The sequence below is a fragment of the Nocardia sp. Tas62D01 genome, from assembly GCF_055232035.1.
Genome location: NZ_JBUYUZ010000001.1, coordinates 3,455,667 through 3,476,357, shown reverse-complemented (window position 1 = coordinate 3,476,357; position 20,691 = coordinate 3,455,667). Strand labels below are relative to the sequence as shown.

The 20,691-nt window shown below is 66.4% G+C and carries 22 protein-coding genes and 1 pseudogene; 13 read left to right on the top strand and 10 right to left on the bottom strand.

Features of this window, described 5'->3' with window-relative positions; all coding sequences use genetic code 11:
* Nucleotides 1-237: 237 nt before the first annotated feature.
* The 4 genes from ACV7NQ_RS16905 to ACV7NQ_RS16890 all read right to left on the bottom strand — a co-directional run bounded on the left by ACV7NQ_RS16905 (nucleotide 238) and on the right by ACV7NQ_RS16890 (nucleotide 3,622).
* Nucleotides 238-1,158 carry a DUF5926 family protein gene (locus ACV7NQ_RS16905; RefSeq protein WP_463360546.1) on the bottom strand — a complete coding sequence of 307 codons (921 nt, stop codon included), beginning with the start codon at nucleotides 1,156-1,158 and terminating at the stop codon, nucleotides 238-240.
* A gap of 112 nt (nucleotides 1,159-1,270) precedes the next feature.
* A complete protein-coding gene (locus ACV7NQ_RS16900) occupies nucleotides 1,271-2,038 on the bottom strand; it encodes a glycerophosphodiester phosphodiesterase (protein WP_463360545.1) in 768 nt (255 codons plus the stop codon).
* Entirely contained in the window at nucleotides 2,035-3,156 is a 1,122-nt protein-coding gene (locus ACV7NQ_RS16895; RefSeq protein WP_463360544.1) for a DUF4328 domain-containing protein, read from the bottom strand. The genes ACV7NQ_RS16900 and ACV7NQ_RS16895 overlap by 4 nt, the downstream gene beginning before the upstream one ends.
* Before the next feature lie 94 nt (nucleotides 3,157-3,250).
* Nucleotides 3,251-3,622 (bottom strand): rhodanese-like domain-containing protein, encoded by a 372-nt coding sequence (locus tag ACV7NQ_RS16890; protein WP_463360543.1) that lies wholly within the window; start codon nucleotides 3,620-3,622, stop codon nucleotides 3,251-3,253.
* A 524-nt stretch (nucleotides 3,623-4,146) separates the two neighbouring features.
* On the opposite strand from ACV7NQ_RS16890, the gene ACV7NQ_RS16885 reads away from it, so the two are divergent.
* Entirely contained in the window at nucleotides 4,147-4,758 is a 612-nt protein-coding gene (locus tag ACV7NQ_RS16885) for a hypothetical protein (protein WP_463360542.1), read from the top strand.
* A 76-nt stretch (nucleotides 4,759-4,834) separates the two neighbouring features.
* Here ACV7NQ_RS16885 and msrA read toward each other — a convergent pair whose 3' ends face one another.
* The gene (gene msrA, locus ACV7NQ_RS16880; RefSeq protein ID WP_463360541.1) at nucleotides 4,835-5,515 is read right to left on the bottom strand and encodes a peptide-methionine (S)-S-oxide reductase MsrA; all 681 of its coding nucleotides are present in this window, start codon (nucleotides 5,513-5,515) and stop codon (nucleotides 4,835-4,837) included.
* 242 nt (nucleotides 5,516-5,757) lie between these two features.
* Here msrA and ACV7NQ_RS16875 point away from each other — a divergent pair, with 242 nt between their 5' ends.
* The 3 genes from ACV7NQ_RS16875 to ACV7NQ_RS16865 all read left to right on the top strand — a co-directional run bounded on the left by ACV7NQ_RS16875 (nucleotide 5,758) and on the right by ACV7NQ_RS16865 (nucleotide 8,424).
* On the top strand, nucleotides 5,758-6,381 hold the full coding sequence (locus ACV7NQ_RS16875) for a superoxide dismutase (RefSeq protein ID WP_463360540.1): 624 nt from the start codon (nucleotides 5,758-5,760) through the stop codon (nucleotides 6,379-6,381).
* 420 nt (nucleotides 6,382-6,801) lie between these two features.
* Nucleotides 6,802-7,329 carry a peptidase gene (locus ACV7NQ_RS16870; protein ID WP_463360539.1) on the top strand — a complete coding sequence of 176 codons (528 nt, stop codon included), beginning with the start codon at nucleotides 6,802-6,804 and terminating at the stop codon, nucleotides 7,327-7,329.
* A gap of 294 nt (nucleotides 7,330-7,623) precedes the next feature.
* Complete coding sequence (locus tag ACV7NQ_RS16865; protein WP_463360538.1) at nucleotides 7,624-8,424, top strand: TMEM165/GDT1 family protein; 801 nt, start codon at nucleotides 7,624-7,626, stop codon at nucleotides 8,422-8,424.
* Nucleotides 8,425-8,767: 343 nt separating this feature from the next.
* Here the strand turns inward: ACV7NQ_RS16865 and ACV7NQ_RS16860 are convergent.
* Together ACV7NQ_RS16860 and ACV7NQ_RS16855 are read right to left on the bottom strand one after the other, a co-directional pair.
* Nucleotides 8,768-8,884: pseudogene (locus ACV7NQ_RS16860) on the bottom strand (TetR/AcrR family transcriptional regulator); the annotation flags it as partial.
* A 141-nt stretch (nucleotides 8,885-9,025) separates the two neighbouring features.
* Nucleotides 9,026-9,904 (bottom strand): SDR family NAD(P)-dependent oxidoreductase, encoded by an 879-nt coding sequence (locus ACV7NQ_RS16855; RefSeq protein ID WP_463360537.1) that lies wholly within the window; start codon nucleotides 9,902-9,904, stop codon nucleotides 9,026-9,028.
* A 153-nt stretch (nucleotides 9,905-10,057) separates the two neighbouring features.
* Here ACV7NQ_RS16855 and ACV7NQ_RS16850 point away from each other — a divergent pair, with 153 nt between their 5' ends.
* Nucleotides 10,058-10,825, top strand: coding sequence for an SDR family NAD(P)-dependent oxidoreductase (locus ACV7NQ_RS16850; RefSeq protein ID WP_463360536.1), 768 nt, complete (start codon nucleotides 10,058-10,060; stop codon nucleotides 10,823-10,825).
* A 60-nt stretch (nucleotides 10,826-10,885) separates the two neighbouring features.
* On the opposite strand, the gene ACV7NQ_RS16845 is transcribed toward ACV7NQ_RS16850, so the two are convergent.
* The 3 genes from ACV7NQ_RS16845 to ACV7NQ_RS16835 form a co-directional block, all read right to left on the bottom strand.
* Entirely contained in the window at nucleotides 10,886-11,704 is an 819-nt protein-coding gene (locus ACV7NQ_RS16845; RefSeq protein WP_463360535.1) for a class I SAM-dependent methyltransferase, read from the bottom strand.
* A gap of 154 nt (nucleotides 11,705-11,858) precedes the next feature.
* On the bottom strand, nucleotides 11,859-13,841 hold the full coding sequence (gene htpG / locus ACV7NQ_RS16840; RefSeq protein ID WP_463360534.1) for a molecular chaperone HtpG: 1,983 nt from the start codon (nucleotides 13,839-13,841) through the stop codon (nucleotides 11,859-11,861).
* Nucleotides 13,838-15,496, bottom strand: a complete 1,659-nt coding sequence (locus ACV7NQ_RS16835; protein WP_463365700.1) for a TM0106 family RecB-like putative nuclease — start codon at nucleotides 15,494-15,496, stop codon at nucleotides 13,838-13,840. Before ACV7NQ_RS16835 ends, htpG begins: the two co-directional genes overlap by 4 nt.
* A gap of 358 nt (nucleotides 15,497-15,854) precedes the next feature.
* Here ACV7NQ_RS16835 and ACV7NQ_RS16830 point away from each other — a divergent pair, with 358 nt between their 5' ends.
* From ACV7NQ_RS16830 to rraA, 8 genes are all read left to right on the top strand, one after another.
* On the top strand, nucleotides 15,855-16,490 hold the full coding sequence (locus ACV7NQ_RS16830; protein WP_463360533.1) for a DUF6474 family protein: 636 nt from the start codon (nucleotides 15,855-15,857) through the stop codon (nucleotides 16,488-16,490).
* A gap of 14 nt (nucleotides 16,491-16,504) precedes the next feature.
* Nucleotides 16,505-17,047: a hypothetical protein gene (locus ACV7NQ_RS16825; protein ID WP_463360532.1), complete on the top strand. Its 543-nt coding sequence runs from the start codon at nucleotides 16,505-16,507 to the stop codon at nucleotides 17,045-17,047.
* 43 nt (nucleotides 17,048-17,090) lie between these two features.
* Nucleotides 17,091-17,753 (top strand): YcnI family copper-binding membrane protein, encoded by a 663-nt coding sequence (locus ACV7NQ_RS16820; protein ID WP_463360531.1) that lies wholly within the window; start codon nucleotides 17,091-17,093, stop codon nucleotides 17,751-17,753.
* Nucleotides 17,750-18,301: a copper resistance CopC family protein gene (locus tag ACV7NQ_RS16815; RefSeq protein ID WP_463360530.1), complete on the top strand. Its 552-nt coding sequence runs from the start codon at nucleotides 17,750-17,752 to the stop codon at nucleotides 18,299-18,301. Before ACV7NQ_RS16820 ends, ACV7NQ_RS16815 begins: the two co-directional genes overlap by 4 nt.
* On the top strand, nucleotides 18,298-19,230 hold the full coding sequence (locus ACV7NQ_RS16810) for a CopD family protein (RefSeq protein ID WP_463360529.1): 933 nt from the start codon (nucleotides 18,298-18,300) through the stop codon (nucleotides 19,228-19,230). The genes ACV7NQ_RS16815 and ACV7NQ_RS16810 overlap by 4 nt, the downstream gene beginning before the upstream one ends.
* Nucleotides 19,231-19,328: 98 nt before the next feature.
* Complete coding sequence (locus ACV7NQ_RS16805) at nucleotides 19,329-19,709, top strand: DUF5313 family protein (RefSeq protein ID WP_463360528.1); 381 nt, start codon at nucleotides 19,329-19,331, stop codon at nucleotides 19,707-19,709.
* A gap of 64 nt (nucleotides 19,710-19,773) precedes the next feature.
* A complete protein-coding gene (locus tag ACV7NQ_RS16800; protein ID WP_463360527.1) occupies nucleotides 19,774-20,139 on the top strand; it encodes a DUF5313 family protein in 366 nt (121 codons plus the stop codon).
* 65 nt (nucleotides 20,140-20,204) lie between these two features.
* A complete protein-coding gene (gene rraA, locus ACV7NQ_RS16795; RefSeq protein WP_463360526.1) occupies nucleotides 20,205-20,690 on the top strand; it encodes a ribonuclease E activity regulator RraA in 486 nt (161 codons plus the stop codon).
* Nucleotide 20,691 lies beyond the last annotated feature (1 nt).

Genomic DNA, 20,691 nt, shown 5'->3' with positions numbered 1-20,691 from the left:
GAGGATGGAATCGATACCCCGCCATCATTTGTGCTTCGAGAAGTCTACTTCGCGCTCGAGGTGCTGAGCAGGATCTTGAGCAATGCGAGGATCGCGTCCATGGTGTCCCTATCTTTCCCTCATCTGACTGGTGAGACTGTCCCCATCACCACCATCTTTCGGTGATGATGAGAACCTGAGCCGAGCGATGAATAGAAAGGAGGATATTTCACAAAAATCCCCGGGATTATTTTTGATTCACCGCAAGGTGACCTGACGCGACCGCAGCCCGTCCCTGGAACGTCGCTCATCGGCCGACAGCGGCGCGTCTTTCGCCAGCGCATCGGCCAGCCGCGCACCGAACTCGATGGCCGGCTTGGTCCACTCGCTGGCATGCATCTCCGGATCCAGATCGAACACCGGAACCAGCAGTCCGTGCGTACGGAACGAGCCCGCGAAACGCGAACCCGCACCGAGATGCAGCCCGCCCGCGGCATGCAAGCGGGCCAGCGCCAGCATCAACTCGTCCTCGTTCTCCGGCCGAACCCAGCGCACATGCGCCTTCTCGCCAGCATCGACCCACCAGGCAGCACCGATCGAATCCGCGTTGAGGTCGAGCCGTGCCGACGGCATGATCGCCTGCTTGGCCTGTTCGATGGTCGCGGCGACCTGCGGATCGGGCTGCACACCCTCCGGGACCCACCAATCGAAGTCCTGGTGCACCGTGAGTTCCAGATCGGCGCCCGGATCGATCACGTCGGCCATGCGGGGACCGCCTGCCACGCTGTCGGCGGCCGACAGCGATTCGCCCGGCTCCGCGGATTGCGTCCACAGGATTGCCGCTGCGAGATCGGCTGCCGGGTCGGCGCCCTGGAACTGGACCTGCGCGCCGACGTAACCGGTCGGCTGATCGCCCGCCCGTACCAGCGCGGCGACCGCGCCGGGCAGCACCGTGGCCAGCACGACCGAACGCTCCGCCGCGACATCGGGCGACAGCTTCAGGGTCCCGGTCGCCGACGGCACGAACTCCCGTAGCGCGACGAGATCGCACTCCGCGGCCAGCCCCTCGAACGGGCGCGCGACGGCTTGCGCCGACTGCTCCAACGCCGCTTGCCGCTCGGCGAGACGCTGCGCCCGGTTCCCTCCGGGCTTCGGACTATTGCGCTTGCTCTTACCCACAGGAGCACAACCTACAGGGTGAGCTCTGTTTGATTGCAGCGCCTGCGGCGCTGCGTGTTCGCGCGTAAGACTCGCGCGTGGTTGGTTGGTAGTGCGGTGGGTTGTTGCTGGTTCAGGCGGCAGCGAGTAGGGCCTTGGTTCGGCCGGGGTGGTTGGTAGCGACCCAGCTGACGCCCAGGTCGGCGCACAGGCGTACGTCGTCCGGGTCGTCGACGGTCCAGCAGTAGGTCGCGCGGCCTGCCGCGGCGGCCTTGTCAACCAGATCGGGGTGCTCACGCAGGGTTTTCACCGATGGGCCGACTGCCGTTGCGCCGACCGTCGTCGCCGCACTGCCGCCGAGGTAGCGGGACGATTCGCCGAGTAGCACCGTCGGCAACAGCGGCGCGGAGCGGCGGATCCGCCACACCGCGGTGGCGGCGAAGGACATGACCACCGCGCGGGAGTGGTCGGCGGAGGCGGGGGTCGCGATGCCGAAGCGCTGGAGTTCGGCGAGCAGTTTGTTCTCGACCAGCGCGCCGTAGCGCACCGGATGTTTGGTTTCGATGAACAGCTTGGTCGGCCTGCTGCGCCAGTCGAGCACCAGCTCGATCAGCTCGCTGAGAGTGAGCACGGACGACGGTGCGCCGTCGGTCCCGAAATCCAGTGCCTTCAGTTCGTCGAGAGTCATCTCGCTCACCAGACCGGTGCCCGACGAGGTCCGATCGACGGTCCGGTCGTGCACGCAGACCAGATGCCCGTCCCTGGTCAGCCGGACATCACACTCCACACCGTCGGCGCCCTCTTGCAGGGCAAGCTCGTATGCGGCGAGTGTGTGCTCGGGGCGCGCCGCCGAGGCTCCTCGATGCGCGACGACGAACGGTGCGCGACTGCCCTGGCTCACTTGGCCATAACCTCCTCATGCTCACGGTCTGATGCATCGTTGTCGATGTCCTGATCCTCGGCGACGCCGGTATCCACCGCACCACGCCCCGCTGAATTCTCGGAACCGCGCTCCACTCCATTCGAGGTCGACTGCGCCGCGGCAATGCCACCGGGGTGCACGGGTTCGATGACCTGCACCCGCGGATCGACCGCGACCATCCAGCGCCGCGCGATCCTGGTGTGGCCGAACAGGTCCCGGCCCTCCATCATCCGCATCACCCACAGGGTCAGCACCGCGACGCCAACCGCCACCGCATCCGTGAACGCGGTGAACAGCACCCCATCCGCCTTGGCCTGCAACGAGTCCGCCATCCGTGACAGCAGCGCCGCCACCGCGATAACCCCACTCGATACCCAGACGCACCACCAGATCCGGACCGCCCGCAGCACCCGCGGATCGACCGGGCGGTCCTGTGCCGATACCGAAACCAGCTCGGTGAGAAAGACACCGGGCCACAAGAGATTGACCACCGGAATCAGCGAGCCGAGCGCAAGCGAACGCACGGACCGCGGGTCGCGGCGTCCGGCCTGTCCGTAGGCAACACGGCGCGCCTCGATCAGCCAGCCGAGCAGCGCCAGCGCGGACGCCAGCGCGAGTCCGAGGGCGAGCAAAGCGGAGAAGTACAGCAGATAGTCGGAAAAGGTCAGCAGCAGCGGGTCGATCAGCCGGGTGCGGTTGCGCAGCAGAATTCCGTAGCGCCCGAGCTCGGCGCCGCAGGCCACCGCGAACATCGCCGCGGTGGCGAGCAACAACACACCGACACGGTCGGCGAACGCGCCGAGCCGACGCTTCGGCACGGCGACGGGCTGGGCGGGCGGATCCGACAACCCCCAGCGCGGAATCTGTGCGTAGCGGGGAGTTTCGAGCGGCTGCCCGCTGCGCCCGGATGTCGAGGGCCGCCGCATGCGCTGGTCGGGCCTGCGCGCCACCCAGCGGTAATTACGCCTTTCGGCGGGTGCATCGATGGGCGCAGGTGACAGCAACACGCCTCGACAGCGCGGGCACCAGTGCATCGGGGTCGTCTGCACGGCCCAGCGCGCGCCGCAGCGCGCGCAAGGTTGCACCACCGTACTCACCGAGTCTCCTTTACGGCATTCACGGGCCCACCGAGGTTGCGCACGCTGCCGCCTGCGGGCCTGACGCTCATGCCGTACACACCTCGCTCTTTCATCAGTAGATCTTCGCCTGGTGGTCGCCCTCGGCGACCAGCGGACGGCCCGACTTCTGCCATGCCACCATGCCACCGCTGACGTGCACGGCGTCGAAACCGATATGGGTGAGGTACTCGACCACCTCGATTGATCGTCCGCCCTGTCTGCAGATGACATAGAGGTCGGCGTCGTAATCCAGCTCGTCCACCCGGGCGGGCACGTCGACCATCGGAATGTGCATCGCTCCCGGTGCGTGCCCGAGCTGCCATTCGTCGTCCTCACGCAGGTCGAGCAGGATCGCAGCCGGGGAATCCGACGCGGCACGTTCGGTGTTGTCGAATTCGCTGGGCACGGCTGCCACCGGCACCGACGGGACTTCGGGGCTCGTCACTCTTCGATCCTGCCATGGGCGCGGCACTGCTGCGGAGTTCCGGGCCCGCCACCGATCCGCTACGGCCTCGACAGCGGTCGGCTACCTCAGGTATGTTCTGTCCTTTCTGGATCCCATCCTATGCACCGCTCCAGGCGGCTTGTGCATATCTTTGTCAGAGTTATCCACATAATCCACAACTTGATCCACAGGCACTGGCTATCAAGCAGCACACGACTCACAGCCCGCACCTATAATGCAAACCGCTGGTGGACCGAATCTTCGAGCAATGAGGCGTCGAGTCCGGATGGGCCGAGCATTCTCAGCAGACCCGTGGCGAACTGATACGTTGCGAACGACCGATCCGGGACTCCCCTCCTTGCCATCCCGGAGCGGTCGTTCGCCGCCGCTTCGGGACCTGAGGCTGACCAGGTCCCGATAACTACTTGGACGGCGACGGGTCCGATTCGGTTCCATAAAAACGAGAACACTAGCGAGAATATGAAATACTGGGTTCCAGCAGGTGCTGTCGGTAGCCTTGGCCTATGAACGTGAGCAGGGGCCTACTCGACGGAATGGACACTGCTGGGCTCAACACCGCGCTGTCCGAGGCCACCTGCCTCGGGTTGCAGGTGGACCAGGCGGTCGGTCGGCTGAGTCTGGAACTGGCGGTATTGACGCTTCCACCCGACGGACCGGCGCCCGAGGACTATCGGGTTCGGCTGACTTTCACCGGCGTCGGCCGAGTCGCCGCCTCGATGCGCATCCAGCGCTGGGACGACGTCGCGGCCGAGGTGCTGCCGTTGCAGCTGGATGGCCTGGACAAGGCGATCCGCAGTTTCGGCGGCGGACGGCTACACGGCTGGGAATTCATCGACGTGAACGACAGCGGCTGGGCGCTGTGGGGCGAGCTGCTGAGCTTCGACACCAAGATCGATGACCACATCTCCGCGCACGTGCTGGAGTTCTCCCAGGAGGAGGGCATCGACCCGCGCGAGCTGGACGTGCGCGTGTGGTTCGATGGCATGGTCATCCACGATTCGAGCGGTCGTGAGATCCCGCTGTCCGATTTTATCGGTGGCGGGGTGCGCTGGTGGAACGCCCACGACGCGGGCGATCCACAGACCATGCGCCCCGGCATCGTGCCGCCGCTCTAGTCCGCGAACCCGCAGCAGTAAATATTAAATACCGCACATCCGATCCACCGGATGTGCGGTATTTCGTTTCAGGAGGTCAGGCGCCCAGACCGACCGGGCAGCTCACGCCGGTGGCGTGCACCGGGCAGTAACCGCCGGGGTTCTTGGCCAGGTACTGCTGGTGGTAGGCCTCGGCGTAGTAGAAGGCCGACAGGTCGGGCAGCTCGGCGATCTCTGTGGTGATCTCGCCGAAACCGGCCGCCGCCAGCCGCTCACCGTATGCCTTCGCGGTGGCGTGCGCGATCTCCGCCTGCTCCGGACTCAGCGTGAAAATGGCTGAGCGATATTGGGTTCCACGGTCGTTGCCCTGCCGCATGCCCTGGGTCGGATCGTGGTTCTCCCAGAAATGCCGCAGCACACCGGCGTAGTCGATGACCTCGGGATCGAAGACGATGAGTACGGACTCGGTGTGCCCGGTCCGGCCGCTACAGACTTCCTCATAGGTCGGGTTCGGCGTGAAGCCGCCCACGTACCCAACCGCGGTCGTGTAGACGCCGTCGATCTGCCAGAACTCTTTCTCGGCACCCCAGAAACAGCCCATCGCCACCACCGCGACCTGCATGCCATCCGGAAACGGCGGACGGATGGGGTGCTCGTTCACATAATGGGTATCCGGCACCAGAATCGGTTCGGAACGGCCGGGCAGGGCCTGCTCGGCCGTCACCATAGCCGGCTCCGAAAGACGGACACGCCCTACTAGTTCGTCGTACCACGACATGATTCGATACTAGTCCGCCGCTCCGGGGCCTTCACGTCATACGAGTCGAGAGCCGTACGGCTTAGGCTCGGTTCCGATGTGCTCACGAAATCAGTCGTCACGTCGGCGGCAGAGCACAACAGCAAGTCCCCCAAGGAATGTGGGGGCACAGAGCCCGGTTGCAACGGAGCGGGTGGTACGAATGATGGTTGGTGTGCTCGATACCCCGGGCGCACACGGCCCGACATTTAGGAAGGGACATCGTGGCTGAGTACACGCTGCCAGATCTGGATTACGACTACAGCGCCCTGGAGCCCCACATCTCCGGGCAGATCAACGAGATCCACCATTCGAAGCACCATGCCGCTTACGTCGCGGGCGCCAACTCGGCGCTGGCGAAGCTCGACGCCGCGCGCGAGGCCGGCGATCACGCCGCCATCTTCCTGAACGAGAAGAACCTGGCCTTCCACCTGGGCGGCCACGTCAACCACTCCATCTGGTGGAAGAACCTTTCCCCCAACGGTGGCGACAAGCCGGTCGGCGAACTGGCCGCGGCCATCGACGACCAGTTCGGGTCGTTCGACAAGTTCCGCGCGCAGTTCACCGCTGCGGCCAACGGTCTGCAGGGCTCCGGCTGGGCCGTGCTCGGCTACGACACCCTCGGCCAGAAGCTGCTGACCTTCCAGCTCTACGACCAGCAGGCCAACGTGCCGCTCGGCATCATCCCGTTGCTGCAGGTCGACATGTGGGAGCACGCCTTCTACCTGCAGTACAAGAACGTCAAGGCGGACTACGTCACCGCGTTCTGGAACGTCGTCAACTGGGAAGACGCGCAGGAGCGCTTCGCCCGCGCCGTCGGCCAGGCCAAGGGCCTGATCTTCGGCTGAGTTGATTGGCAGCGCCTGCGGCGCTGCGTGTTCGCGGCCCCTTGATGGCTCGCGTCCGAGTGGCCGAGACTCGCGACTTCGTCGCATGCGCTTCGGCCACTCGGACGCGAGCCGGGCCGCGAACTTTAGTGCTCGATCTCGCTTCGCTCGAAAGCTGTGGTGCACCGAGATATTGCGGTGGCAACCGACAGTGGCGACCAGCGGGATGCCTTGGACACGCCCGGGCCGTAGATCAATGTCGGTTCGGCGTGGGGCAAGAGCTTGACCAGCCCGTGGACTGTGTGATTCGTCTGCGGGCTCGTTCGTTTGTCCGGTTAGCACTCTTTGGTACTTGTGTGCCAGGTGATTCGTGGGCCATTCTCGGGAATCCACAGTACGAGGACGGGCAACGCCGCCCCCGGTTCCATGACGGGAGGCACCATGCACACAAATGGACCGATCGGCATCACGCCGTTCCAAGCCCGCGGATCGCTGCGAGGGTTTGTCATCTCCGGCCGTTGGCCGGACACCACCAAGGAATGGGCGCAGGTACTTGTGCTCGCGGTGCGCGTCGCGACCATGCCGGGGCTGCTTGCCACTTCGACCGTATTCGGTGTGCGCGAGGAGCTGCCGGATGACCCGCAGCCGGGCACGGTGGGGTTGGTGCTGGCCGAGGGCACGGTGCTCGGCGCGGAGGCGCTGGCGCCCGGTCGGTTTGCCGATCATGTGCCCGCCGCGCTGTTGATGCTGCATCCGCCCTCGGAAACACGCCCTTCGCTGCCGGAATGCACCGGCGCCGCGTCCGGGTGTGTGCTGCTGCCCGGGGTCCCGCATCTGGGGCTGGAACATCGGGCGGCGTGGGCCGAGACCGAGTCCGACGGCACGGTCACCTCGCTGATCAGCCGGGTGGGACTAGACCCGATCAGTGATCCCGACACTGCGGTTCTGGCTATGCTGCTTGCTGCGTAAGGGCACCCGAAACACGCTACGCGGATCGCCAAACTTATTGTGCGCATTGCGATTTGGCGAAGCAAGAACTTGGCATACCCACGGCAGCCGGGGTACAGTCGACAGCGACGAAGGGGAGTAGCCCGCAATCATGCAGTCGACATACTGACTTGCGGCCACACGGCGCCGCGGGTCCGGCTGTGCGAACCGGCATCGGTCCGGTGGGCGAGACCTTCGGCCTGGACAACCTATTCGTTGTCGGCCGGAGACGTACCCCGATCTCCCGGCCGGCAGGCCGAAGACCCGGGAGTACACATGATCGCCACGATATTGCTGAGTTTCGGCGCATTGTTCCTCGCCGAACTGGGCGACAAATCGCAACTCATGGCCCTGACCTTCTCGCTGCGCTACCGCTGGTGGGTGGTGCTCGGTGGCATCACAGCCGCGAGCATCGCGGTCAATCTGATCGCGGTGGCCGTCGGACATTTCCTCGGGGCGGCGCTGCCGACCGACGTCATCGCCCTCTGCGCCGCAGCCATCCTGATCGCGGTCGGACTGTGGACATTGCGCGAGACCGTCCCGCTTCCAAGTCCTGCCGACGTGTCGGAGCAAGAGGCCGAACCTGCCGCGCATGGTCAGAAGCCCAGTGGAGCCTTTTTCGTGGTGGTGTCGGCCTTCCTGCTGGCCGAACTCGGCGACCGGACCATGTTCGCCACCACCGCGCTCGCGGCCAAGAACAACTGGTTGGGAGTGTGGATCGGATCGGTCATCGGCATGGTCGCTGCGGGCGGGCTCGCTATAGCGGCGGGAATCGTCGTCGGCAAGCATCTGCCCGAACGTGTCATCGGGATCTGCTCCGGGCTGCTGTTCCTCTACTTCGGGTCCGCGACGCTGCTCTCGACGGTCGCACCCGGCATGAGCGGATTTGCCGTGGCGGGGCTTACCACGCTCGTACCAGCGCTGGCCGGAGTTGTGGTGCTGCTGTTCACGCGCGCACGCCGCCCTGTTGCAGCATCGCCGTCCCGTACAGATCACCACTGCGACGGACCAGATCCAGCAGCGGTTCCCGCAGCCCACGAAGTCCGTCCAGATCATCGGCCGCAATTCGAGCCGTGACCATCGCGCTGACCGCGGCCGCCAGGGTCTGACAGGCGAAGCGCTGCTGCTCGTTGCGCGCGCCGAGCACGTCGGCGATCAATGCCACGAACGACTCCTGCAGCAGCGCACGCCGCGCCACCGCCTTGGTGCCCACCGCATAGACCTCGACGAGGAACAGCCTGGCGTAGGCGGGCTGTTCAGCGAGGCCGTCGAGGTAGGCGCCGAGGATGCGGCCCATCCGGTCGGGATCGGGTTCGGCCGATCCACCCTGCCCGGGTTCGTCCGAATCAGCTTGCGGCGCCGCCGCTTCCGCGATACGGGACAGCAACAGTTCGAACGCCCGCTCGTAGGCCGCCTCGAAACAGTCTTCCTTGGAACGGAACTGCTCGTAGAAGGTTTCCCGCGACACTCCCGCACGCTTCAGGACCGACGCGACCGACGTTCCGACATAACCGTTTTCGGCCATCGCCTCGGCCATCGCATGCAGGATCCGCTCGCGCTGCGAGGCGATCACCTGCTCCCTCGGCAGGCCGTGGCGGCCCCGAGGGAGTTGTCGTGCGGTGCTGGGTTCGGTCATTCGGTGACTCCGGTGTTCGGTGGGGCAGGTTGTTCTGGCGCGCTAGGCGGGCCGCTCCATTCTGCTCGGCCGGGCCGGTTGATCAGTGGTGAAGGGTGCCTCTTCGGTGCGGGCGATGTCGAGTGCCTGCGCGACGCCACGACGCAACGCGATGTCGATGACGCGCTGGGCGATCGGCCGCAATGGCAGCGCCACCGCCACCCACCAGGGCGAAACGACCTCACGCTTGCGACGGCGGATGGCCCGCTCGACGGCGTCGATCGCTGGACCCAGCGGGGCGACGCCGGAAACCGTGGAGCGGCCAAGGATGGCTCTGGCGGCCGCGGTACCGAAGCCGCGCGTGGTCATATCGGTGTCGAGTTCGGCGAAGTAAGCGATGCCAACTTTGGCGCCGGTGTGCTTGACCTCGTTGCGCAGCGTGTTGCCCAGAGCCTCCGCCGCGGCCTTCGACGCGCTGTAGGCGCCGGCCAGCGGCAGGTTCACCGCGGCCGCAAGCGACGAGACGATCAGCGCGTATCCGTCCGGATGACAGATGTGCGGCCCCGCGGCGCGCAGCGTGTAGTAGACGCCGAGCACATTCACCGCGAGGGTTTCCTCCATCACCGCCGGATCGCCGCCGAGCAGCGCCAGCTGGCGGGCCACCCCTGCATTGGCCACCACCACATCCAGTCCGCCGAGCTCACTGACCAGCGTGGTCACCACCCGCTCCACCTGCGCGGCGTCCCCGACATCGCAGTAACGCCATGGCGCGTCACCACATTCGCGCGCCACCTCGGCAAGCAGATCGGCCTCCAGCCCCAGTAGCGCCACCTGCGCCCCGCTCGCATGTAGCTGCCGAGCCAGCGCCGCCCCGATACCCCGCGCCGCTCCGGTGATCAAGATCCGCCGACCGGCCACGGGCGCCGGGGAAAACACGTTCATGTCTGCGACGCTACCACCGATGAACACAAATGTTCGCAAATACTTTTCAGCGGCATCAGGGATGAGAGGGTGCCGTGATCCGGCTCTCACGGCGCATTGGCTAGGGTGCAATTGACGAAGGGCCAACTGGCTGTCACGAACGAGAGGACCATCGTGGAGATTTCGGGTTCCGCCGCCATTGTCACCGGAGGCGCATCCGGCCTCGGCGCTGCCACTGCCAAGCGTTTCGCCGATCTGGGTGCCACCGTCTTCGGCCTTGACGTGCCGCAATCGATCGAGCGCGCAGGCGACAACGTGCCGGCGGGTGTCACCCTGATTCCGGCCGACGTCACCAGCAACGACGAGGTTTCCGCCGCAGTCGCCGCGGTCGCCGAGTCCGGCGTGCCGCTGCGCATCGTGGTGAACTGCGCCGGTGTCGGCTGGGCCGGCCGCATCCTGTCCAAGAACGGCCCGCACGACCTGGAGCTGTTCCGCACCGTCATCACCGTGAACCTGCTCGGCACCTTCAACGTCATGCGCCTGGCCGCCGACGCCATCGCCAAGACCGACACCGTCGACGAGTACGGCCAGCGCGGCGTCATCATCAACACCGCCTCGGTCGCCGCGTTCGAGGGCCAGATCGGCCAGATCGCGTACTCGGCCTCCAAGGGCGGCGTACACGGCATGACCGTTCCGGCCGCGCGTGACCTGGCCCAGTTCGGCATCCGCGTGAACACCATCGCCCCCGGCATCATCGACACCCCGATGCTCGCCGGTGTCACCGAGGAGTACCGCAAGGGCCTCGAGGCCAGCGTCCCGTTCCCGTCCCGCCTCGGCCGCCCGGACGAGTACGCGCAGCTCTCGCAGTACATCATCGAGCACGACTACCTCAACGGCGAGACCATCCGCATGGATGGCGCGCTGCGCATGGCGCCGCGCTAAACCCCCCGCACGACGACTACGCGTGGTTCTTCATCCGAAGAGCCACGCGCAGTGTCGTTTTCAGGCTTGCGGCTTGTGACCGATGCCGAGGAAGGCGGTCGTGGACAGTGGCCGGTTCGGCCGGTAGTTCTCTTCGAGGTACGCCTTCATCGAAGCCGAGCGTTCGTCCCACACCTGCTCGCCGACGGTTCGCCGCATCAAGACCAGCGGTGCGCTGCTGCGGACCATGGTCTCCCACATTTCCTCGGCGCTGTCGAAGGAGCACGTGGTGGAGTGCCGCTGAATCGAGACGCCCGCGAAACCCGCCCGCCGCAGCTCGGTCGCGAAGATCTCCGGATTCTCCAGACTGAGGAAATTGGGCTCCGGCTCTTGGATGCTCGGGTCGGCGGCGGCGAAGGCGCCGAACATCATTCGCATGAGCGGCGATTCCGCCACCGACGCCCAGCTCGACACAATGGCGATACCGCCGGGCCGGAGCACCCGGAACAATTCGGCGAATCCCCTGGCCCGTTCCGGAAAGAACATCAGCCCGAACATCGAGAAACCGGCGTCGAATCGGTCATTCTTGAAGGGCAGCGCCTGCCCGTCCCCCACCCGCGCCTCGATATTGTCCTGTCCCGCAACCTTCGCGGCATCGGTGAGCCGTTCGATCATCGGGCCGGAGAAGTCGATGGCCTGCACCTGCGCTACCTGCTCGGCGGCGAGCAGGCTGAGCGTACCCGGGCCGGCGGCGACGTCGACCACGTGCGAATCCGCGGACAATGCGGCCAGTTCGAGCGCGTGTGCGGAGAAGGGCTCCATGATCGCGGGCGCGAATTCAGCGTAACCGTCGGCCACGAGATCCCACGGTTCGGTGTCGGCAAGCGGGTTTCCTGACATGTGAGAGCAGTCCTTTCGATTCGCCCAAGGCTAAAGCCGTCACTCGAAACCCACGAACCTGCGCGAATATCGCTCTGCGCGAAGGTAACCAGCTGCCGCACGATTCGTCCGCGACCGAAGGCCACCGGCAGGGTGGCCTTCGGTCGGTGCGGCGTCAGAGCGTCCGGGTGAGCCGATCGGTGAGGATGTGCGCGAAACGCGCGGGGTCCTTCAGCTCGCCGCCTTCGGCCAGAACCGCTGTGCCGTACAGCAGTTCGGCGGTCTCGGTGAGCTCGGGAACCTTGCCTTCGTCGGCGTCGTCCTTGCGCGTGTCGTAGGCATCGCGCAGGCCGGTGACCAGCGGGTGGGTCGGGTTGAGCTCGAGAATCCGCTTGGTCTCCGGCACCAGCTGCCCCGAGGCGCGGTACATGCGCTCGAGCATCGGAGTGAAATCGAAGACGTCACCAACCAGGCAGGCCGGGGAGGTGGTGAGCCGGTTGGTCAGGCGCACCTCCTTGACGCTGGCGTCGAGAGTCTTGCCAAGCCAGGTCAGCACCTCGGCGAAGTCCTTGTCCTGCTGTTCGCGCAGCGCCTCGGAGGCCTTCTTCTCCTCCTCGGATTCCAGGTCGACCTCGCCCTTGGCGACGGACTGGAACAATTTGCCATCGAACTCCGGCACCGAACCGACCCACATCTCGTCGACCGGGTCGGTGAGGATCAGCACCTCGAGGTCCTTGGCCTTGAAAGCCTCCATGTGCGGCGAGCTTTCGACCTGCTGGCGGGTCTCACCGGTCATGTAGTAGATCGCGTCCTGGCCATCCTTCATCCGCTCGACGTACTGAGCCAAGGTGGTGAGCTCGGTGTCGGACTCGGTGGAGGCGAACGACGAGACCCGCAGGATGGTGTCGCGGTTGTCGGTGTCCGAGAGCAGGCCCTCCTTGAGGACGCGGCCGAATTCCTTCCAGAAGGTCTGGTATTTCTCCTGGTCCTCGGCGCCCTGCAGGTCCTTGACCGTGGACAGCACCTTCTTGACCAAGCGCTTGCGGATCATCTGGATCTGCCGGTCCTGCTGCAGGATTTCGCGAGAAACGTTGAGCGACAGGTCCTGTGCGTCCACCACGCCCTTGACGAAGCGCAGGTACTCCGGCATCAGCTCTTCGCAGTTGTCCATGATGAACACCCGCTTGACATAGAGCTGCACACCGCGCTTGTGCTCGCGGGTGAACAGGTCGAACGGCGCATGCGACGGAATGAACAGCAGCGCTTGGTATTCGAAGGTGCCCTCGGCCTTCATCGGGATGATCTCCAGCGGATCGTCCCAGCCGTGGCTGACGTGCTTGTAGAACTCCTTGTACTCCTCGTCGCTGACATCGCTCTTGGGGCGGGTCCACAGCGCCTTCATGGAGTTGAGGGTCTGGTCCTCGAGAATCGTCTTCTCTGAGGTCTTGGCTTCGCCGCCTTCTTCTCCGCTGTCGTCCTTGATCGTCCGCTCGACCTGCATGCGGATCGGCCAGGCGATGAAGTCGGAGTACTTCTTGACGATCTCGCGGAGCTTCCACTCCTGGGTGTAATCGAAAAGGTGGTCGTCCTCGTCGGCAGGCTTGAGGTGCAGCGCCACCGTGGTGCCCTGGGGCGCCTCGTCGAGGGTTTCGATGGTGTAGGTGGACTGGCCGGTGGACTCCCAGCGGGTGCCCTCGGTCTCGCCGGCCTTGCGGGTGGTCAGGGTGACCTTGTCGGCGACCATGAAGGTCGAATAGAAGCCGATACCGAACTGGCCGATCAGTTCCGCCGGATCTTCTATGGCGGCCGCGGCACCTTTGGCCTCGTTCAGTTTCTTGCGCAGCTCCGCGGTGCCGGATCTGGCGAGGGTGCCGATCAGATCGACGACCTCGGCGCGGGACATACCGATGCCGTTGTCACGGACGGTCAGGATCCGGTTGTCGTTGTCGACCGCCAGCTCGATGCGCAGGTCGGACGTGTCAACGTGCAGATCCTTGTCCCTGTAGGACTCCAGCCGCAACTTGTCCAGCGCGTCGGAAGCGTTCGAGATCAGCTCCCGCAGGAAGGTGTCCTTGTTGGAGTAGACCGAGTGGATCATCAGCTCGAGCAGCTGATGGGTTTCTGCCTGGAACTCGAGTTGTTCGACATGCTCTGTCACGTCGCGATAGTACGACGCCCGAAATCGGCGAGGGCAGGAACCTCCAGGTCCGCGCAATGCCGCACGGGTTCACGCGGGTGCATCCACTCGCGCAACACCATGGTGGCGCGCACATCGTCCTCGTTGTACTGGAGCAATCGCGTGCGCTGGCCCAGGTCCGGCTCGTCCTCGTAACCGACGGCGCGGCGATACCAGCTCATCGACGCCTCGCCGCCTGCCTCGGGATCGCGCCAGGCGAAACCCGCCACCGGCGCGATCTTCTTGAGCCCCTTGCCGTTCGGGCAGATGAACTGGTCGGACACGGCCTGGAACATATCCACCCACTGCGGGCCGTCCACGAACGCGCGCACCTGTTCGACCGTCGGCACCCCGGGACGGCCCGCGAACCGGCGCGCCGACTCATACAGCCACTTGTCCTCGGCGGTACGCGAATAGCAGTAGGCGGCAAAGGTCTTCCCGGCCGCCATGGCCTCGGCCCGCACGGTCATCAACCAGGTCCAGAACTCGACGAAGGAGCGGCCCTCGTCCTCGGTAGGCAGTGGATCCCAGGTGACGAACGGGCGGTACTGCCCGTCGAGCAGCGTGCCCCACAGGTAGGCGCCGTATTCCTGGTAGCTCTCCAGGTCGACATCCACCTCGACGTCCGCGCGGCGCACCCACACCTTGTCGACCCGGCGGACCAGCGGCGCACCGGCCAGCCATGCCCGCGCGGTGACCACGGCCTCGCCGAACGGTCCGTGCTGCCAGTCCTCCGGATCGTCGCCGACCCAGGCCGCCAGATCGTCGATGGTCTCCACGCCGTGCCCGCGCAGCACCTCGGCGCGCGAACCGGGCGCCACCAGGCTCACATCGCGATGTTCGATCAACCAGCCCTCGCAGCTGAGACCGTTTTCGCTCCCCTCCCCTGCGTCGCCGCGGGTCCACCATGGGCACTGCCTGCACTCCGGCACTTTCGAAGGAACGGTGGGAAGCTCGCCGCGCACCACGGCGATCCGATCGGCGTAGCGCCTGTCGTAATCGGCGAGCAGCGGGCCGAGATCGTGCACCAGGATCCGGTCGACGTGATACCCGATCACCCCGCCGAGCAGCGCCGGACTCGCCAGACCGTGGCGCTGCAGCATGCGATAGAGATGGACGAGCCGCTGCTGGTCGCGCGGCTGCTGGCGCAGCTTGCGATGCGGATCGGGTTGCGGATCCCAGTGATACAGATCCGAAGTAGTCGGATGGAAGTCGGCCGGTTCCGGCTGCCGCGGGTCGGTCACCTTGTGATTGACCACGATCACCGGGATGTAGCCGCCCCTGTCGCGGTCGCGCAGGAGGATTTCGGAGCCGCCGCGCCTGCCGGTGTCGGGCTCCTGCGGCAGCAATCCGCCCCAAATGTGTTGTGTGCCCGCCGCACACGCGCGCAGCGTCACCTCGGCACGCTCCCCCGCGCGCAGTGTCGAGTCGATCACCAACCAGCCGTCCGGATCCGCGGCGATCAGCGCATCACGCACCTGGGTCCGGTGCGCAGAGGCGGCCTCCCGGCGCTGCCGGATCCCGGCATCCTCCACCACGCCGGTCAACATTTCCGGATGAGCCGCGTTGAGATGCAAGCGATGACGGCACCCGATCAGCGCCCTGGCATCGACGAAAGCGCGGCGCGCATCGCGCACGTCCGTAGGCCGATCGTCGGCTGTGCCGTCCCGATTGCGGCCCTCGTGATTGCGACCGTCGCGGTCGCCGATGCCCGAATACACGTATGCAGTATGGTCCCTACCCCCGACAACACGGTGAACCGCATGACACAACGTGCATCACAGGCAACAGCAGATTTGACGCCGACTCCCCCGCCCAGCGCTTGTCTTACGAGCGACGTTCGCGTTCGGCTCGCATTCGGGGCCGCGAACACGCAGCGCCGCAGGCGGTGCAAAATGTCACCGTATAGGGTAGCGACAAACCGTGTGACATGGGCGGACGGGCGTTCCCCGACGTCGTACTGCCATGGCAAACCAGCATGACGGAGGGCCTTCGATGGGGTTGTTCACGAAGCGCAAGCGGCGGCCGAGCCGCAGGGCCGAGGCGAAGGCACTCAAGCACAAGGCCGCGATGGAGGCCAAACTCGGCGCCAAGAACGATCGCAAGGCCCGCCGCGCGGAGGCCCGCACCCAGCGCAAGGTCGCCAAGGCACAGATCTCCACACTGCAGGCCGAAGAGAAGGCCGCACTGAAGCTGGCCGCGAAGGCCGAGCGTGATCCGTTCAGCGCGGGCCAGGTGCGCAAGTACCTCGGGGTGGCTCGCGTGCTCGTGCCCGTCCTTGCACCGCTGGCCTACCGTGGCGCGACCTTCATTCGCGGCCGGATCGATAGCCGCCGGGCCCATCAGTTGGGCATCGGCATCGAACAACTCGGCGATTTCAGTGGCCACGGCGCTCGGCTGCAGGCCCGTATCACCAATACCGAAGGGGCACTTGGCAAGATCGGCGACAGCAAGGGCGCCGATGGCAAGGCATTCGTCGCCGCCACGAAGGATCGGCTCGGCAGCCTGACCGCCGCCGTGCGGACCGCGGAGCAGATGCCGGCACCGCGCCGTCGCGCCGTGCACGCGTCGATCTCGAACGAGTTGTCCGGGATCGAGGCGGATGTCCTGGCGCGCCTCGGCGTGAACTGACCTCAGCGATCGCGATGCGCCCGAGACCGAGCATCGGCCTCCGTGGCTGCCTGGTCGGCGTCATGGTCGGCGCATTCGCCGTGGCCGCGCACGGCGCGGCGGGCGGTTGTTATCCGACCTCGACGGAGGCGGCGCTGGTGCTGCTCGTCGCGGCGGTGGCGGGGTACGCGGCGGCCACGTTGTCTCTCGCGCGCGGTCCCGCGGGCCTGCTCGGCTTTCTCGCGGCCGGACAACTCGCCGGCCACTGCGCACTGTCCGGATTGCTCGGCCACGGCCACAATTCGGGCGCAGGCGCTCTCGCGCATCTGTCGGCCGCCGCGCTGCCCGCCGATGGAATGCTGGCCGCGCACTTCATCGCGACGCTCGGCGGCGCCGCGCTGATTCTGCTGGCCGAACGGCTCTATGCCATGGCCTCCAGCGTGATCCGAGCGGTCCTTGCCGAGCCCGGCCGCCCTCGAATCACCGGCGCGGCCCGTTGGTCCGATCGCGGCCTGCGGGGCTGCCGCTTTCATCCGAACCGCGCGATCGGTCCGCGCGCGCCACCGGTGCCCGCCTGAACCGCTCGCACCAATTCCTTTCGGACAGAAAGTGTTTCATCCCATGTGTAGTTTCATTTCGCGTGCCTCCTGCACGTCCGTTGCCGCGGCGGGCCTGGTCCTGCTCACCGCTGGCACCGCCGCCGCACACGTCACCGCCGATGCACCCGGCGCTGCGCAGGGCGGATATTCGGTGGTCACCTTCCAAGTGCCGACCGAATCGGAGACCGCCGGTACCACGGCACTCACCGTCACCCTCCCCAACCTGAAGAGTGCGCGTACCGAACCCATCGCCGGGTGGACGGCCAAGGTGGATCACAACGACAAGTCGGAGGCCACCGCCGTCACCTGGACCGCCGACCCCGGCGCCCCCGGTGTCGGGCCCGGCCAGTTCCAGCGGTTCGCAATTTCGGTCGGCCCGCTGCCGACCCAGGGGAACGTCGGTTTCCCGGCCAAGCAGACCTACAGCGACGGCAAGATCGTCAGCTGGGATCAGCCGATGGGCAGCGACGGATCGGAGCCGGAGCACCCGGCACCGATGCTCACCCTCGCGGCGGCAGGCAAAGACGGCGGCCACAATCACGGGTCGGCCACTGGCGCCTCAAATCACGCGACCGACGAGGCCGACGACAACACCGCCCGCTGGCTCGGCGGCATCGGCCTCGCGCTCGGCCTACTCGGCGTCGCGCTCGGCGTCGGCAATGTGATCCGGGCGCGGCGCTCGTGACCGGCCACTCGACGCGACGCCTGCTCACCGCGCTCGTCGCGGGTCTACTGTTCACCGGCTTCGGCCTCGCGGCGGCCGGTACCGCCGCCGCGCACTCGTCGCCGGTCGGCAGCGTGCCCGCGGACGGATCCAGCGTCGATGTCAGCCCCGGACGCGTCAGCATCACCTTCAACGAAGCGCTGCAGACGAGCTTCCCGGCACTCACCCTGGTCGGGCCGGACGGCAATCTGTGGTCCAAGGGCACGCCGACCGTCGACGGGGCGACCGTCAGCGTCGATGTCGGCGAGCTGGGGCCGGTCGGCGTCTACCGGATCGGATACCGGGTGACCTCCGCCGACGGACATCCGGTCAAGGGTGAGCGGACGTTCACCCTCACCAAAGCGGGCACGGGCACGCCCGGTCCCAAGCCCGGCGCCCAGAACGGCTCCGGCGATGACGGCGGCTCCAACGGAATTCCGTTGTGGGTGTTCATCGTCGGTGCGGTAGTGCTGTTCGGCGGCGGCCTCGCGTTCGCCCTGTTCGGCGGCAGGAGTCGGAAACAACAGTGAGCGGTACGACGACCGGCGGCCGGGACGCGCGGGCGCTGCTGCTGGTCGTCCCGGCCGGCCTGCTCGGGGTGGCGATCGCCTGGGCGCTGGACATCCCGGTGCCGATGCCGACAGAGGGCGGCGTCCGGGTGATCGCGGACGGCACCGGTGCGACGGTGCTCGGCCTGGCCGCGTTGCCGCGTCTGTATGCGCGGCTGCGGCCACCGTGGCGGCTGCTGGCCGTGCTGGCCGGGATCTGGTGCGCCGCGGAGTTCGCGGTGCTCGCCTTCGAGGCCGCCGCAGTCGTCGGCGTTTCGATGAGTCGGCTGGATGGGGGCCGGTTCGGCGCCTATCTTGTCGACGTCAGCGGCGGGCAGGTCGGTATCGCCATCCTGGTCGGCACCGGTGCGGTCGCCTGCTATTCGGCGCTGGCCTTCCGGCGACCCGACACCGCGTCCACCGATCTGGTGCTGGTCTTCACGGCGGTGGCGCTGGCGCTGCGGCCGATCACCGGGCACATGTCGCAGCAACCGTTCGGTTCGGTGCTCGGCGCGGTGCACGCGCTGGCGGCGGCGGCTTGGTTCGGGTTGCTGGTCGCGCTGGCGCTGGTGGTGCGCACCCGCGGCGAATGGGCAGCGGCACTACCCCGCTATTCCGCTCTGGCACCGCCGCTGATCGCGACGGTGGCGAGCACCGGACTCGTCAACGGACTGGTGCGCCTCGGCGGGTTGACGCCGTTCGTCACTACCGGCTACGGCCGCATCCTGCTCGCGAAAACCCTTGTGCTGCTTGGCTTGCTGGCCCTGGGCTGGTGGTGGCGGCGGACCTGGGTGCAGCGCGCCGCGGACCATCGGATGAACGCCGACGCGTCGCTGCGACGGGCGGTGCTGGAGGTAATTGTGATGGCGCTGGCGTTCGGGTTGGCGGCCACCCTGGCCGTCACAGCGTGAGCAGGCCGGTCAGCCAACCCGCAGTTACAGTCACTTCATGACCAGAGCTGAGCACCGGCGACTTGTCCGACCGGCTCCACACCGAGGAAGCTGGGTATATGGCTGAACGCACCACACCGACTTTCGCGCAGCGGATCGGCTATGTCTTCGGACGCACGCTGCCGGAGGCGATGTCGGAGTGGGTGCTCAACGATCTGACCGGTCCGGGCGCGGCGCGCCGCTATCTCATGCGGTTTCTGCTCCCGGTCACACCGGTCCTCCTGCTGCTACTGCTGGTGCCTGGCCCGAAATGGATAGGCCTTGCGATGATGGCGCTGCTGTATCTGCCGCTGATCTATTTCACGGTGGCGCTGATGTATGTGTACCGGCGCAGCCGTCTGGTCAAGCACGGCCTCGATCCGGCCCTCGCGGATTCGGATGCCAGGCGCCGCGGCGCGGCCGAGCGGGAGGCCTACGAACGCCGCCACGGTCGCGCCTGAAGTTTGCTGATTCCCACTCAGTCGAGGCTGGCGGTGATTTATACCACAGGCATAGCCTATAGATATGAATACCCCCACATTAAGGCAGCGGATCGCCTATGATCTGGGCCGCGAGCTCCCCGAGGAGCTACACGAGTGGGTTATCCGCGACCTCGTGGGACACGGGGCCATGGACCGCTATCTCGTCCGGTTTCTCGGACCGAGCATCCCGTTCTTCGCCCTGGTACTGCTTTTCCCGGGCCCGATGCCGCTCAAGATCGGCATCATCGTGATGATGATCGTTCCGATGGTCATCTTCACGGTGGCGCTCAGCTATGTATGGCGTCGCTTCCGGCTGGTCCAGCACGGTTTGAACCCGGAACTGGTCGACCACACCAAGTTCACCGAACACGATCGGGAGCTCTACGAGATGCGGTACGGGCACCGATAGCGATCGAGCCCACACCGGGTATACGCCTGCCCGAAATCCCTTCGATCATCTTTTAAGCTGACACAGTGACCGAATCGAAGAAAGTTGCCACCGCTGATCTGGCCGACGAAATCGGCCCCGAGATTCGTAGCTGCGACACGCAGTTCATCCAGTTCGGCGGCCACCTGACCTTCTCCGGGCGGATCACCACAATTCGCTGCTTCCAGGACAACCTGCTAGTCAAGCAAACGCTGAGTGAACCGGGCAACGGCGGTGTGCTCGTCGTCGACGGCGGCGCGAGCGTGCACACCGCGTTGGTCGGCGACATCATCGCAGGACGCGGCGTGGCCAATGGCTGGGCGGGGGTCATCGTCAACGGCGCCGTGCGCGACTCGGCGATCCTGCGCACCATGGAGATCGGGCTCAAGGCGCTGGGCACCAACCCGCGCACGAGCACCCAGACCGGTTCGGGCGAGCACGATGTCCCCGTCGAGTTCGGCGGCATCACCTTCACCCCCGGTGACATGCTCTACAGCGACCACGACGGTGTCGTGGTCCGCGCCGAGGATTGAC

Excerpts from the sequence above, each read along its gene's own strand:
- msrA (WP_463360541.1), bottom strand. The coding sequence starts at position 5,515 with ATGTCGTGGTACGACGAACTAGTAGGGCGTGTCCGTCTTTCGGAGCCG.
- ACV7NQ_RS16800 (WP_463360527.1), top strand. The coding sequence starts at position 19,774 with ATGAATACCCCCACATTAAGGCAGCGGATCGCCTATGATCTGGGCCGC.
- ACV7NQ_RS16885 (WP_463360542.1), top strand. The coding sequence starts at position 4,147 with ATGAACGTGAGCAGGGGCCTACTCGACGGAATGGACACTGCTGGGCTC.
- ACV7NQ_RS16805 (WP_463360528.1), top strand. The coding sequence starts at position 19,329 with ATGGCTGAACGCACCACACCGACTTTCGCGCAGCGGATCGGCTATGTC.
- ACV7NQ_RS16820 (WP_463360531.1), top strand. The coding sequence starts at position 17,091 with ATGTGTAGTTTCATTTCGCGTGCCTCCTGCACGTCCGTTGCCGCGGCG.
- ACV7NQ_RS16825 (WP_463360532.1), top strand. The coding sequence starts at position 16,505 with ATGCGCCCGAGACCGAGCATCGGCCTCCGTGGCTGCCTGGTCGGCGTC.
- ACV7NQ_RS16870 (WP_463360539.1), top strand. The coding sequence starts at position 6,802 with ATGCACACAAATGGACCGATCGGCATCACGCCGTTCCAAGCCCGCGGA.
- ACV7NQ_RS16845 (WP_463360535.1), bottom strand. The coding sequence starts at position 11,704 with ATGTCAGGAAACCCGCTTGCCGACACCGAACCGTGGGATCTCGTGGCC.
- ACV7NQ_RS16830 (WP_463360533.1), top strand. The coding sequence starts at position 15,855 with ATGGGGTTGTTCACGAAGCGCAAGCGGCGGCCGAGCCGCAGGGCCGAG.
- ACV7NQ_RS16855 (WP_463360537.1), bottom strand. The coding sequence starts at position 9,904 with ATGAACGTGTTTTCCCCGGCGCCCGTGGCCGGTCGGCGGATCTTGATC.
- ACV7NQ_RS16865 (WP_463360538.1), top strand. The coding sequence starts at position 7,624 with ATGATCGCCACGATATTGCTGAGTTTCGGCGCATTGTTCCTCGCCGAA.